This is a genomic window from Klebsiella spallanzanii, from assembly GCF_902158555.1.
GTDB classification, from domain to species: Bacteria; Pseudomonadota; Gammaproteobacteria; order Enterobacterales; family Enterobacteriaceae; genus Klebsiella; species Klebsiella spallanzanii.
The window spans coordinates 109,419-123,064 of the sequence record NZ_CABGGS010000034.1; the positions used below are offsets into that span (position 1 = coordinate 109,419).

General features: G+C 56.0%; 10 protein-coding genes and 3 pseudogenes. 9 read left to right on the top strand and 4 right to left on the bottom strand.

The window, feature by feature from the left end; all coding sequences use genetic code 11:
- The first annotated feature begins 205 nt into the window (after window positions 1-205).
- From FN082_RS18390 to FN082_RS18420, 6 genes and pseudogenes are all read left to right on the top strand, one after another.
- The gene (locus FN082_RS18390; RefSeq protein WP_142982078.1) at window positions 206-1,207 is read left to right on the top strand and encodes an LLM class flavin-dependent oxidoreductase; all 1,002 of its coding nucleotides are present in this window, start codon (window positions 206-208) and stop codon (window positions 1,205-1,207) included.
- The gene (locus FN082_RS18395) at window positions 1,204-2,325 is read left to right on the top strand and encodes a M20 peptidase aminoacylase family protein (RefSeq protein ID WP_142982079.1); all 1,122 of its coding nucleotides are present in this window, start codon (window positions 1,204-1,206) and stop codon (window positions 2,323-2,325) included. Before FN082_RS18390 ends, FN082_RS18395 begins: the two co-directional genes overlap by 4 nt.
- 24 nt (window positions 2,326-2,349) lie before the next feature.
- Window positions 2,350-4,629, top strand: a pseudogene (locus FN082_RS30235) (NtaA/DmoA family FMN-dependent monooxygenase).
- Window positions 4,630-4,640: 11 nt separating this feature from the next.
- The gene (locus FN082_RS18410) at window positions 4,641-5,150 is read left to right on the top strand and encodes a GNAT family N-acetyltransferase (protein WP_139538175.1); all 510 of its coding nucleotides are present in this window, start codon (window positions 4,641-4,643) and stop codon (window positions 5,148-5,150) included.
- A gap of 9 nt (window positions 5,151-5,159) precedes the next feature.
- Entirely contained in the window at window positions 5,160-6,086 is a 927-nt protein-coding gene (locus FN082_RS18415; RefSeq protein ID WP_139538176.1) for an amino acid ABC transporter permease, read from the top strand.
- Window positions 6,070-6,849 (top strand): amino acid ABC transporter ATP-binding protein, encoded by a 780-nt coding sequence (locus FN082_RS18420; RefSeq protein ID WP_142982081.1) that lies wholly within the window; start codon window positions 6,070-6,072, stop codon window positions 6,847-6,849. The genes FN082_RS18415 and FN082_RS18420 overlap by 17 nt, the downstream gene beginning before the upstream one ends.
- A 68-nt stretch (window positions 6,850-6,917) precedes the next feature.
- Here the strand turns inward: FN082_RS18420 and FN082_RS18425 are convergent, their stop codons facing one another.
- Both FN082_RS18425 and FN082_RS18430 read right to left on the bottom strand, forming a co-directional pair.
- Window positions 6,918-8,228, bottom strand: a complete 1,311-nt coding sequence (locus FN082_RS18425; protein WP_139538178.1) for an MFS transporter — start codon at window positions 8,226-8,228, stop codon at window positions 6,918-6,920.
- Between the two features lie 230 nt (window positions 8,229-8,458).
- Window positions 8,459-9,655, bottom strand: coding sequence for an L-talarate/galactarate dehydratase (locus FN082_RS18430; RefSeq protein WP_139538179.1), 1,197 nt, complete (start codon window positions 9,653-9,655; stop codon window positions 8,459-8,461).
- A gap of 304 nt (window positions 9,656-9,959) precedes the next feature.
- Here FN082_RS18430 and FN082_RS18435 point away from each other — a divergent pair, with 304 nt between their 5' ends.
- Both FN082_RS18435 and pptA read left to right on the top strand, forming a co-directional pair.
- Window positions 9,960-10,964, top strand: coding sequence for a LacI family DNA-binding transcriptional regulator (locus FN082_RS18435; RefSeq protein WP_139538180.1), 1,005 nt, complete (start codon window positions 9,960-9,962; stop codon window positions 10,962-10,964).
- A 105-nt stretch (window positions 10,965-11,069) separates the two neighbouring features.
- Window positions 11,070-11,297: a tautomerase PptA gene (gene pptA, locus FN082_RS18440; RefSeq protein ID WP_142982082.1), complete on the top strand. Its 228-nt coding sequence runs from the start codon at window positions 11,070-11,072 to the stop codon at window positions 11,295-11,297.
- A 129-nt stretch (window positions 11,298-11,426) separates the two neighbouring features.
- Here the strand turns inward: pptA and FN082_RS18445 are convergent.
- A pseudogene (locus FN082_RS18445) lies at window positions 11,427-12,371 on the bottom strand (carbohydrate porin); the annotation flags it as partial.
- Between FN082_RS18445 and FN082_RS18450 the strand changes: the two are divergent.
- Window positions 12,358-13,101 (top strand): annotated as a pseudogene (locus tag FN082_RS18450) (helix-turn-helix domain-containing protein); the annotation flags it as partial. The pseudogenes FN082_RS18445 and FN082_RS18450 sit on opposite strands and share 14 nt — an antisense overlap.
- Before the next feature lie 8 nt (window positions 13,102-13,109).
- Here the strand turns inward: FN082_RS18450 and FN082_RS18455 are convergent.
- Complete coding sequence (locus FN082_RS18455; protein ID WP_142982084.1) at window positions 13,110-13,628, bottom strand: ClbS/DfsB family four-helix bundle protein; 519 nt, start codon at window positions 13,626-13,628, stop codon at window positions 13,110-13,112.
- Between the last annotated feature and the right edge of the window lie 18 nt (window positions 13,629-13,646).

The following is a 13,646-nucleotide window of genomic DNA, read 5'->3' on the forward strand; positions in this document are numbered from 1 at the left end:
CCCCGGCTTGCGCTGCGCTTAGCCAGGCTACCGGGCCGCAGATTGCCGGTAACCCGTAGCCCGGACAGATGCGCAGCATCGCCTCCGGGGACATTTACCTCACCGTATATCTAATTTTCAGCAGAGCACATGTAAATAAATTGTTTCTCAGTGGCCGCGACCGCTTCTAATAATGCAGACATGTTAATTCACATGAGCCTGCGAAATGTCTTATCGAATCAGTATCCTGGATAAAAGCCCGCTGGCGACCGCTGAAACGGCCGCCCAGGCGCTGGCGCGTACATTAACGCTTGCGCAACAGGCGGAAGCCTGGGGCTATCATCGCTTCTGGATAGCCGAACACCACAATACCGACCAGCTCGCGAGCCCCTCTCCAGAGCTGGCGATCGCCTGGATCCTCGGCCAGACCCGCAAGATTCGCGTCGGCTCCGGCGGCGTCATGCTGCAACACTACAGCCCATATAAGGTGGCGGAAAATTTCAATATGCTCGCCGCCATTGCGCCGGGGCGCGTTGATCTTGGCGTCGGCAAAGCACCCGGCGGCCTGCCGCTCTCCACTCGCGCTTTACAACAAGGGCTTAATCCACAGGGAAAAGGCTCATTCGCTGATCAACTTGCGCAACTGGATAACTGGCTATCGCTGACCGAAGCCGATGGCGAGGAGAGCGTACGCGCAACGCCGATCCCGCCGCGTCGCGCCGACGGTTTTCTTCTCGGCGCCAGCCTTGAAAGCGCGCAGCTGGCGGCCCATCTGGACTGGAACTTTGTCTTCGCTGCGCATCTTAACGGCGATAAAAACCTGCTGCGCGACGTGCTAACCCGCTGGCGTGAACTTAGCCGCCGCGAAGCGATTGTCGCCGTTCAGGTCATCGTGGCTGAAGATGCCGCGACGGCGGCGGAGCTGGCAAAAACAGTGGAAGTGTGGGGCGTTGAGCTGGATAACGGCCAGCGGGTGACCGTCGGCAGCGAGGCTCAGGCGGCAGCGTTTGCTCGTCAGGCGGGCAGCAGGCCAACGCGCATCGCCCGGCGGGAATCTGCCGTGGTGTTTGGTACCGCGGAAGGGGTGAAAGCGCAACTCGATGCGCTCCAGTCCGCCTGGAGCATTGACGAATTTATTATCGATACGCCCATTAGCGACGGTGCGGCGCGTCTTAACTCCTTACGCCTGCTGGCCCAGGCGCATCTGAGCGCGGAGGTGCAGCCATGAGCTTTGACGAGCAGTTAATTCGCTGGCGGCGCGAGCTGCATCAGTACCCGGAACTGTCGTTGCAGGAGGTTGATACCACCGCGCGCATTCGTGACTGGTTGCAGAGCGGCGGCATTAGCTTACTGCCTTATGACCTGAAAACCGGCGCGGTCGCCGAAGTCGGTTCCGGTGATAAGGTGATTGCTCTGCGTGCCGATATCGACGCATTGCCCATCGAAGAGGCAACCAGCGTACCGTTTCGCTCGCAAAATGCCGGGGTGATGCACGCCTGCGGGCATGATATCCATACCAGCGTCATTCTTGGCGCGGCCCTTTTGCTTAAACAACGCGAAGCGCAGCTTGCGGGGCGAGTCCGCATTCTGTTCCAGCCAGCAGAAGAAAACTTCGGCGGCGCGAAGACCCTGATCCGTGCGGGCGTGCTGGAGGGCGTATCGGCGATTTTCGGTATGCATAATGAGCCGGGCCTGCCGGTTGGTGAATTCGCCACCCGCGGCGGCACGTTTTACGCCAACGTCGATCGTTTTGTCCTTAAGGTGACCGGTAAAGGTGCGCACGCCGCACGGCCCCATGAAGGCAAAGACGCCATCCTGCTGGCCAGCCAGCTAGTCACTCTGCTGCAAAGCGTTGCCAGTCGCGAAGTGAATACCCTTGATTCCGTGGTGCTTAGCGTGACGCGTATTCAGGGCGGCAATACCTGGAACGTGCTGCCGGAAAGCGTTGAGCTGGAAGGGACGCTGCGCACCCACAGCAGCGAAGTTCAACAGCGGGTAAAAGCCCGGGTTAGCGAAATTGCCGCCGGGTTTGCCAGCGCCTTCGGCGCGCAGATAGATGTATTCTGGTATTCCGGCCCGACCGCACTGGTGAATGACGAACGCTGGGCTGCCTTTGCCAGCGACGTGGCCGATAAATCCGGCTACCGCACGCACCATGCGGATTTACACCTCGGCGGTGAAGACTTTGCCGTCTATCTCCAGCATATTCCCGGCGCGTTTGTCAGCATCGGCAGCGCCAGCGAATTTGGTCTCCACCATCCGGCGTTTAATCCGGATGAGCGTTTAATTGCCCCGGCGGCGCACTATTTTGCCAGCCTGGCGGAACAGGCACTTCAACAACTGTAGATTTTGACAAGGGAAGGGTTAACGATGTCTGAACAACGGCAACTGCGCATTGGTACGATATTACATGGCGCATCGGGAAATATGTCAGCATGGCGTCATCCGGCTGCGCTAGTGGACGCCAGTATTAATTTCGATTTTGTTAAGCAAACGGCGCTAAAAGCAGAAGAGGGCAAGCTAGACTTTATTTTTGTTGCCGACGGTTTATATATTAATGAAAAATCGATCCCACATTTTTTAAATCGCTTCGAGCCGCTGACGGTATTATCCACTCTGGCGGCAGTGACCTCGCATTTAGGTCTGGTCGGCACCCTGTCGACCTCCTACAGCGAGCCTTTTACCACCGCGCGCCAGTTTGCCAGTCTCGACCACCTGAGCGGTGGCCGCGCAGGCTGGAACGTCGTGACCTCGCCGCTGGAAGGCTCGGCGAAAAACTTCTCCCGCGCGCAGCACCCGGATCACGCGTTACGCTATCGCATCGCCGACGAATATTTACAGGTGGTGAAAGGGCTGTGGGATTCCTGGGAACAGGACGCTTTCGTGCGCAATAAACAGAGCGGGCAGTTCTTTGATAAAAATAAACTGCATACGCTTAACCACCACGGCTATTTCTTTAAAGTTGCCGGGCCGCTGAATATTTCCCGCACCCCGCAGGGGCGTCCGATTATATTTCAGGCCGGTGCTTCCGATGACGGTAAAAAGCTGGCGGCGACCCATGCTGACGCTATTTTTACTCATCAGGAATCGCTGGCGGAAGCGCAGGCTTTTTATCGTGATGTGAAAAGCCAACTCGCAGCTCATGGTCGTCATGATAATACGCTACATATTTTCCAGGGCGTCAGCGTGATCGTTGGCGATAGCGCCGACGATGTAGAGCAGCAATATCAAACCACCGCCGCGCTGGTATCAATTGACGATGCGCTGAATTATCTCGGCCGCTATTTTGAGCATCACGATTTTGCTCAGTATCCGCTGGATGAACCCTTCCCGGATATTGGCGACCTCGGGCAGAACAGCTTTCGCAGCACGACCGATGAGATTAAACGCAACGCTCGCGAAAAAGGCCTGACGCTGCGCCAGGTGGCGCTGGAAGCCGCCAGTCCGCGCCCGCGTTTCGCCGGGACCGCCGAAGAGGTGGCCGATGGTCTGCAACAGTGGTTTGAACAGCATGCAGCGGACGGTTTTATTATCCAGGGCGGCACGCCGGATACCTTCCCGCGCTTTGTGGATCAGGTGGTGCCGATTCTTCAGCAGCGTGGGCTATTTCGCCGCGATTATCCCGGCACCACGTTGCGCGAAAGCTTAGGGCTGGCTGAGCCCGTTAATCAATTCCAAAAACAATAATAGAGAACAACCGCTATGCAGAAAACGCAGAAAAAATCGCTATTACTGGCGCTTGCGCTTGCGCTGGCCGTTAGCGCCTCATCCTGGGCGCAGAACGTGAATATCAACGGCACCGGCGTGAGCCTGGAAGCCAACAAAACGCCGATTCATACGGCGAAAAATCCGCAGGCCATCGCGCAGTTGCCGAAAGGTCTCCACCTGGCCGTGCCGGGCAAACTGACCGTCGCGGTAGCGGCGCTGAACTCGCCGCCGTTGACCGTGTTCTCCGACGATAACAAAACCCTGCTCGGCAGCGAGGTGGACATCGCCCGCCTGGTGGCCGATAGCCTCGGGCTGGAGCTGAACGTGGTCCCCACCTCATGGGAAGACTGGCCGCTTGGCGTCGCCTCCGGCAAATATGATGCCGCAGTCAGCAATATTACCGTCACCAAAGAGCGCAAAGAGAAGTTCGACTTTGCCACCTACCGCAAAGATTCGCTCGGCTTTTACGTGAAGAGTACCAGCCCGCTGAACAAAATTGAAAAAGCGGAGGATATTGCCGGGCTGCGGATCATCGTCGGATCCGGCACCAATCAGGAAGCGATCCTGCTGGCGTGGAATGCGGAAAACGTCAAGAAAGGATTGAAGCCGTTTACCCCGGTGTATACCAAAGATGACGCCGCCCAGACTCTGGCGCTGCAATCCGGGCGAGCCGATGCCTTCTTTGGCCCCAACGTCATTGGCGCGTGGAAAGCGGCGCTGACCGGCAAAACCAAACTGGTGGGCAGCGTTGACGGCGGCTGGCCGAAGGCGGCGCATATCGCGGTAACGGTGAAAAAAGGCAGCGGCCTGGTGGAGCCAGTACAGACGGCGCTGAACGGCGCAATTCAGAGCGGCGACTACGCCAAAGTGCTGAACCGCTGGGGCGAAGGGGTGGAGAGCATTCCACAATCTGAAATCAATCCGGCCGGGCTTGGCGACTAACAGGAGGCGTAATGAGCGATATCTTCCGCGATGTCTCTCCGGAAACGCCGGAGCTACAGCCGATAATTGAGGGCCTGTTCGCCGAGTATGCTGCGCGCTACGGCGACTATTTCTCCCGCGATGCTGAAATCGAGCTGACTGAATGGTATCTGGCACCGCAAGGGCTATTTATAGTGCTGGAGCGCGACGGCGAAATTATCGCCACCGGTGCGTATAAGCCAAAAGATGCCAGTACCGCAGAAATCAAGCGGATCTGGACCCATCGTGGGCTACGCCAGCAGGGTCTGGCAGGGAAAGTTGTGCAAGAGCTGGAGCGCCGGGCGCTGCTTGCAGGCTATAGCCACATCTACCTGACCACCGGTTTTCGTCAGCCGGAAGCGGTACGGCTCTATCTGAGCCAGGGCTATGAGGCGCAGTTTGACCTCAATCGCGACCCGGAAGAGTACAGCCTGCCGCCGTTTGATGGTCGGCTACGCTTCACGAAAGCGCTGGCGGTCAGCGCGCTAAGCCAAAGCGCTTAAGGAGCCAATATGCATACCCCGGAAACGATTAAGGTTGTCCCCGCACGCTATCCGCTGCGGGCGGTTGGCGCGGTGCTGGCGTTGCTGGCGCTGGCAGTGGTCATTCAGTCCGTTGCTTTTAACCCGCGCTGGGAGTGGGGCGTCTTTGCCCGCTGGTTCTTTGACCCGGTGATCCTCGAAGGTCTGGGGCAGACGCTGCTGCTGACTTTACTCGGTACGGTGCTGAGCGTCATTTTAGGCGGACTGCTGGCGCTGGCCCGACTCTCCAGCTCATGGCTGCTGAGCAGCCTCGCCTGGGGCTATATCTGGCTGTTCCGCTCGCTGCCGCTGATCGTGGTGCTGATTATTCTCTACAACTTCTCTTATCTCTACGACACGCTATCGATTGGCATTCCATTCACCGGCATTAGCTGGGCCAACTTTGAAACCATCAACGTACTGGGGCAGTTTTCTACCGCCGTGGTTGGGCTCACGCTGGTACAAAGCGCTTATACCGCCGAAATTATTCGCGGCGGCTTCCTTGGCGTCGATCACGGTCAGTATGAGGCCGCGGCGGCGCTGGGGCTTCCGGCCAGCCGTCGCACCCTGCGCATTATTCTGCCGCAGGCGCTGCGCACTATTTTACCAGCCGGTTTTAACGAAATTATCAGCCTCGCGAAAGGAACGGCGATGGTCTACGTGCTGGCGATGCCGGAGCTGTTCTACACCATCCAGATGATCTACAACCGTACTCAGGAAGTGATCCCGCTGCTGATGGTTGGGGCCGCCTGGTATCTGGTGATCACCAGCGTGCTGTCGCTGATTCAGTATCTGGTCGAACGTGGCCTGGCGCGCAGCGAACGCCGTTCGGCGGTCAATAGCACTCGCAGCAGCCGTCGCGTTGAATCCGTTCGTCGCCCGCAACCGCAGGAGCCTGTCCATGTCCAACTCTCTTAACGGCCATATTTCCATTACCGGCGTCAGCAAATACTTTGGTCGCCACAAAGCGCTGGATGACGTGTCGCTGGAAATAGAGCCCGGCACCGTGACGGTGATCCTCGGTCCTTCTGGCTCGGGAAAATCGACGCTGCTGCGGGCGATTAACCATCTCGAGCGCGTTAATGAAGGCTTTATCCAGATTGATGGCGACTACATCGGCTACCGCCGTAAAGGCGACAAGCTGTATGAACTCAAGGAGAAAGAGATCCTTCGCCAGCGGGTTAACGTCGGCTATGTGTTTCAGAACTTCAATCTGTTTCCGCATCTGACGGTGCTGGAAAACCTGATTGAAGCGCCCATCGCCCATAAACAGGTGACCCGCAAAGAGGCCATTGAACGCGCCTATGAACTGCTTGATGTCGTTGGGTTGCGCAATAAAGCCGACGCCTGGTCGCGGCACCTTTCCGGCGGTCAGCAGCAGCGCATCGCCATTGCCCGCGCGCTGGCGCTTAACCCACGGGTGATTCTGTTTGATGAACCGACCTCCGCGCTTGACCCCGAGCTGGTAGGAGAAGTGCTGGATGTGATTAAAAAACTGGCGCGCTCCGGCACCACCCTGGTCGTCGTGACCCATGAAATCGGTTTTGCCAAAGAAGTGGCGGATCAGGTGGTGTTTATGGTCGACGGCAAGATTGTCGAGCAGGGCAGCAGCGATGAGGTGCTTAACCATCCGCAGCATCAGCGCACGCGGCAATTTTTATCGAGGGTATTACCGGCATGAGAAAAAACCGCTGTTTCGCAGGAGTGTGATGCGAAACAGCGGGGGCGAATCCTCGCCAGGATTTTAAATCAAGCAGTACGCGGGGTCAGGGTCAGGCGGTCCAGTGGCCCGACGATAAACAGATAGGAGAACAGGCCCAGCACGCCCATGGAACCGACGTACAGGATGGCGTAATCAAACGAGTGGGTGTTGGCGAGGATCACGCCGATAACCAGTGGAGTGATAATGCTTGCCAGATTACCGCACATGTTAAATACGCCGCCCGCGATGCCGAGCATCTCTTTCGGCGAGGTGTCGCTCAGTACGCACCAGCCAAGGTTGCCAAAGCCTTTGGCAAAGAACGCCAGGCTCATGGCGGCGATCACCACTACTTCTGAAGAGGTGTAGTTGGCGACGACAATCACGCAGGAGAGCAGCATCCCGCAGATCACCGGCAGCTTGCGCGCGGTAGTCAGGCTGTAGCCGCGCTTCAGTAGCCAGTCCGAGAACACGCCGCCCAGCAGGCCGCCGATAAATCCGGCAATCGCCGGGATACTGGCGACGAACCCGACTTTCAGGATCGACATACCTTTCGCCTGGTAGAGATAGGTCGGGAACCAGGTGAGGAAAAACCAGGTAATAGACGTGACGCAGAACTGACCGATATAAACCCCGATCATCATGCGATTAACGCAAACGCTTTTAATTTGCGCGAGGGTGAGTTTTTGCTGCGTTTTTTTGCTGCCTAATTCCGGCTCGCCGCCGCCTTCACGAATATAGTCGAGCTCCTGCTGATTAATTTTAGGATGGTGAGAAGGATCTCTCACTTTTGCCAGCCAGAATATCCCTAATACTACCCCGATGGCGCCAATATAATAAAACACATAGTGCCAGCTTAAATTGTGCAAGATAATAGTCATCAGCGGCGTAATAATCCCCAGCGAGATATACTGCGCGGCCTGATATACCGAAGTCACGAATCCACGCTCTTTATTGGGGAACCACTGAACGCTAAGTCGGCTGTTGGCGGGAAAGGCGGGTGCTTCGATGGCGCCCATCATCAGGCGCAGAATAACCAGTACCACCAGCGGGCTGGCGAACATATAGATAGTGCCCTGGAACATGGTTACGACCGACCAGCCTATTAGCGCGCAGCCGTAGACCAGTCGCGAACCATATTTATCCAGCAGCCAGCCGCCGGGTATTTGCATGATAACGTAGGAAATACCAAATACCGAAAAAGCCAGGCCCATCGCCTCCGGGTCAAAACCTAACTCTTTGCTCATAATTGGCGCGACGACGGACAGCGTTGCCCGGTCGGCATAATTAAATACGGTGGCCAGAAATAAAAATAATAATATACCGTAACGCACGTTGCTGCGTTTTAATGGTGTCGTCATCTTCAACTCCTTTTGCAGGATTGTTTATTGTGGGTACAGCCAAAAAATGATTTTTCCCCGGCAGGGCGACGGGTTTTCAGTCGTCTGCGGCCCAGTAGCCCGGACAGATGCGCAGCATCGCCTCCGGGGAAATGTTGTTTTCTCCCGGGGGCGGCGCTTGATGCGCCGCCCCCGGGCTACGGGGCCTGTAGTTCGCATAAGGCGTTTACGCCGCCATCCGGGGAAATCGATTATGAGCGTTTACCAAACTCGCAGCTTTGCTGGGTCCAGCGACGAGCCTGTTCGCTCAGGGTGAAGCCCAGACCGTGACGCTCAGAAACCCACATCCGCCCGTCGCGCAGCTCCAGCTGTTCGTTAAACAGCGGGTTCAGCCACTCGAAGTGCTCCAGCCACGGCTCCAGCGGATAGGCGGCGGCAAGATGCAGGTGGACTTCCATCGCAAAGTGCGGAGCCAGCTTGCGACCGTGCTTCGCCGCCAGATCCATAATTTTCAGGAACGGAGAGATCCCGCCGACGCGCGGGGCATCCGGCTGCACAAAGTCGCTGGCATTACCGAGGATCAGCTGTTCATGCTCGCGGAAGCTGGTCAGCATCTCACCGGTCGCAATTGGCGTATCCAGCGCGGCGGCGAGCTGCGCGTGGCCTTCGACATCGTAAGCATCCAGCGGCTCTTCAATCCAGATAAGATTGAACTGCTCCATTTTGCGCCCCATACGGATGGCGGTTTCGCGATCCCACTGCTGGTTGGCATCCACCATCAGCGGGAAATCATCGCCCAGCACCTCGCGCACTGCCGTCAGGCGTCGAATATCTTCAGCCGTGTTCGGCTGGCCAACTTTTAGTTTGATCCCACCGATGCCGTTCTCGCGGGAGATAGCCACGTTTTTCAGCACCTGATCCAGCGGCGTATGCAGGAAGCCGCCGGAGGTGTTGTAGCACTGCACGGAATCGCGATGCGAGCCGAGCAGTTTTGCCAGCGGCAGCCCGGCGCGTTTGGCTTTCATATCCCACAGCGCAATATCGATAGGGGAGATAGCCTGCACCGCCATGCCGCTACGACCGACGGAAGCACCGGCCCACAGCAGTTTGGTGTAGATCTTGTCGATATCGTTCGGGTCTTCACCGAGCAGGTTATCGGCAATCTCTTTGGCGTGGGCGTAAATACCCTGGCCGCCTGCACGCTTGGAATAGCTAAAGCCAACCCCTTCAAAACCGTCTCGGGAGCGGATTTCGGCAATGATAATCGCCACTTCGGTCAACGGTTTTTGCCGACCAGTGAGGACCTTGGCATCGCTGACCGGGGTCGCCAGCGGCAGGAAGGCCAGCGACAGTTTGACGTGTTCTATACGATCGCCGGTTTCGGCAGCGGTTTTGACGCCGGAAGCTTTGGCGTAGGTTACGGACTCGGAATTCGCGCTAGAGGTCATAGTCATTTCCTTGTGAATTACAAAATGTTTGCGCTAACATTTTTAATCCTGATTTTATTTTTATGCTATGTCAGTGATTTTAATTTGTACAAACGATCACAATTAGCGGTTATAAAGGGTAAAATTGTGCAATGTACATCACAATCCAAATAGGTTTGTGAAAAATCACAATTCATAATGATAGCGATAACATTTTATTTTTCAGGTCGTTGATTCTATTGGGGATGTACGGGTGAGCGCTGGCAATTGCGGGGGCCATCATCAATAATGCCCACATGAAACGACTCACTACAGGGGCTTAGTCGTGAAAAGCATAAAACCGACCCGCGCTCCGACGCTGGATGATGTGGCTCGCAGCGCCGGGTTATCGTCGATGACGGTGAGTCGGGCGCTGAATACGCCGCAGCTGGTGCGGCCGAAAACGGTAGAAAAAGTGATGCAGGCGGTGCAGGCCACGGGCTACATTCCCAACGCGTTGGCTGGCGGACTGGCGTCCAGACGCAGCAAACTGGTCGCTGTGGTGGTACCGCAAATCAATAACAATATGTTTGTTGATACTATCCAGGCGCTAAGCGATACCCTGGCGGCGCGCGGCTACCATATGCTGCTGTGCGTGGCAGGCTACAGCCGGGAAACCGAAGCTGAGCTGGTATCAACTTTACTTTCGCGACGTCCGGATGGCGTGGTGTTAACCGGCATTCAGCACGCTCCGGCGCTAAAGAAAACTATTCTTAATGCCGCCACGCCGGTGGTGGAAATTTGGGATCTGACCCCGACGCCGCTGGATATGCTGGTGGGCTTTTCTCATGAAAAAGTCGGCGAAACCATTGGTGAGTATCTGCTGGAAAAAGGCTATCGCCGTCCGGGGCTGCTGTGGGCCGGAGATTCTCGCGCGACGTTGCGTAAGCAGGGGCTGCGCGCCCGGCTGGCTAAGAGCAATATTGGCGATGCGCCTCAGGTCGAAGTGCCGCTCCCGGCATCGCTGGCGCTCGGGCGCCGCGGTTTGGCCGAGCTGCTGAATTCCGGCGAGTTTGACGTTATTGTCTGCAGTTCCGACACCCTGGCGCAGGGAGCGATTATGGAGGCCGAAAGCCGCGGTCTGCGTGTGCCGGAGGACCTCGCCGTGATCGGTTTTGGCGATCTGGATTTCGCCGCCAGCAATCGCCCATCCATCACCACGGTCAGCGTTGACCGTCACGCCATCGGCGAGCAGGCGGCCACTCTCCTTGCTGACCGCATCGAAGGCAGTGGAGAAGAAGAGGTGATTGTTGATATCGGCTTTCACCTGGTGGTGCGGGAGTCGGCGTAGATTTGTTAAAGAGGCGGGTTATTGCGGCACTATTTCGGGCACAAAAAGAAAATCGAAATACCGGGTTTGTGATAGCTTTATCGTTCTGACAATAAGGAGCCTGCTATGCCACACGTAGATATTAAATGTTTCCCCCGCGACCTGAACGATGAACAAAAAACGGCGCTGGCTGCCGATATTACCGAAGTATTGGTTCGCCATCTGAGCAGTAAAGACAGCTCGGTGAGCGTGGCTCTCAAGCAGGTTGATCCGAGCGACTGGCAGCAGGTCTGGGACAGCGAAATCGCCCCGCAGATGGAGCAGTTGATTAAGAAACCGGGTTACAGTATGTAACTGCGCTGCCTTCCCGGAGGCGATGCTGCGCATCTGTCCGGGCTACTCGCTTTCAGCCGTCTGCGATCCCGTAGCCCGGGCAGGCGCTTTGCGCCGCCCCCGGGAGGAAGACGGCACCGTGTTGCTGTATCAGAACCAAATCTCGGTCTGCACGCCGAAGTTCCAGTTGCCGCCGGCGGTAAAGCCTTTACTGCCGAAATCATCGTTAATCGCGTAGCGATCCAGATCTTTATCCCAGTTCATCCACGTCACGAAGAAACGAATCTCCGGGCGCGCTTTAATATCAAACACATCGCCCACTTTGAACGTTGGGGCGAAAGTCAGCTTATAAAAATCGCCGCTCACCGCCTGGTATTGATGTACGCCGTCATTGTAACGATAGCTTCTCCCGTTTGGATTGAGGTCCATATACTGCCAGGAAGCCTCATACAACAGGGCAAAGTTGCGGGTGATCCCCTGAGATACCCGCAGGTTGAAGGTTGCCCAATCGTAGCGGTCGCCATCGCGGTAGCGGTCTTCGCTGTGCTGGGCGATAACCGATGGTGCCAGCTCCCAGTTTTTCCCCAGCGGCAAAATTCCGTATGACGCAAAGCGCAAGGATTTTGCATTCTCGGTGAGATCGCCATCGCTGCCAGGCTGGCGCGCTTCGGCACCAAGGCCGCCGCCGTACTGTAAGGCGCTTTCGGATACCCCCGGTGCCAGGCCGTAGAACCGCTGTTTATCGTGATAAGCCAGCATCGCGTAATAACCGCTCTTCGCCGTATTATCGCTGCGCAGGGCATAGCTACCGGTGGTCGAGGTGTTATCTTTCAGGTCATCGTTGCCCTGAGCCGTCATCGCCGTGGTCATCAGCTGCCAGTTGTTCCAGAAGTGGTTCGCCGTAAACATCAGGTTCTGAATATCGTTGTCTTCGTAGTTATCGCTGCCAAGATCGCCGAAGTTACGCGTGTATACCGAGTAATCACCGCGCAGATTACTGCCCCAGGCCACGTCGTTGATGCCGCCGCCGGTACCACCGAGGAACATAATGTCGCTATCGGTGAAGTGGATATCGAAGTTATCGCGGTCGAAACGTCACGAGTTTGCTGAACTGGTGATCGTTGAAGAAGGACACGGTTTACACGTTATTAATGGCCGACCATTATATATTCAACAAGGCGATGTTTTTTACGTTCAGCCGGGTGATGTACATTATTATGATGAGCTGGGGACGCTGAAGTTAATTAACGTGTTGATTAACCCTTTAGCGGAATTTCAGTATTTACAACATCTCGATGAGTTATTGCAGACATTCTCGGCGCAGCAGGCCTCTTGCTACGGTTGGCTGGCCCCAGATACCCGTCATATCTGCCGGGAGCTGGTTGAAGAAATATTCTCGGCTGAATGCCAGCAGGCTGAAAATAGCGCACTGCGCGAAGCTGCTTTTTTCCAGCTGGTGACTACGATTCTGCATGCGGAATCTGAAGCAGAATATAGTAATACAAAGTATAAACTGCATAAGCTACTCACCTGGCTACAGGAGCACTGTTTTGAAGAGCATAATTGGCAGCAATTGGCGGAGAAATTTCATCTGACCACGCGAACCGCTTTTCGCCATATTAAAGAGGCCACCGGGCTGACGCCGGATAATTATTTAAAACGCCTGCGCTTAGTTTCGGCGCGCGTAAAATTACGCGAAACCGATATGACGATTACAGAAGTGGCTTATTTATGCGGTTTCGCGAACAGTAACCACTTCACCACCTTATATAAAAAAGTGTTTGGCCTGGCCCCCAGCGAAGACCGGCGTCGGCAGCTGCGCTGAGACAAAGATTATTTCAACGGCACATTTTGTTCCTTTGCCCATTTGCGCAAACGACCACAGGCGTTGGCATAAGGTGACGAGGTGTTGAAGGAGATCATCCGCCCCAGCGTCCATTTGCCATACCACGCTTGGCCGTAAAGCGTGTTGTCATCCCGCGCTTCGATGCAGGCGACAATCTGCTGTTTCGCCTGATGCAGGGCAGTAAGCAGAGCAGGGTAATCCAGCGATGGATAATCGGCATAGAACTTCTGCGCCAGCAGTCCGAGCTGGTTCCATTTAAAGCCGGTTTCCGGGAAGTCGATAGGTTGCCGGGTTTCGTCAAGAGTTATCCATTTGAGCACCAGTTCATTCCATCCCAGCAGATAGCAGACCAGATCGCGAACGCTCATCATCGTCCCCTGCGCGTGACCAGCCAGGGTTTTTTCGTCCGTTTTATCTTCGGGAATATGTGCCAGGTAATCGGCCAATTTAGCGAAGTTTTTTTCGATGGCTGCCAGTAGCTGATCCTGGGTTTGCGGTACGCTCATAGCGAGTTCCTTTCTAAG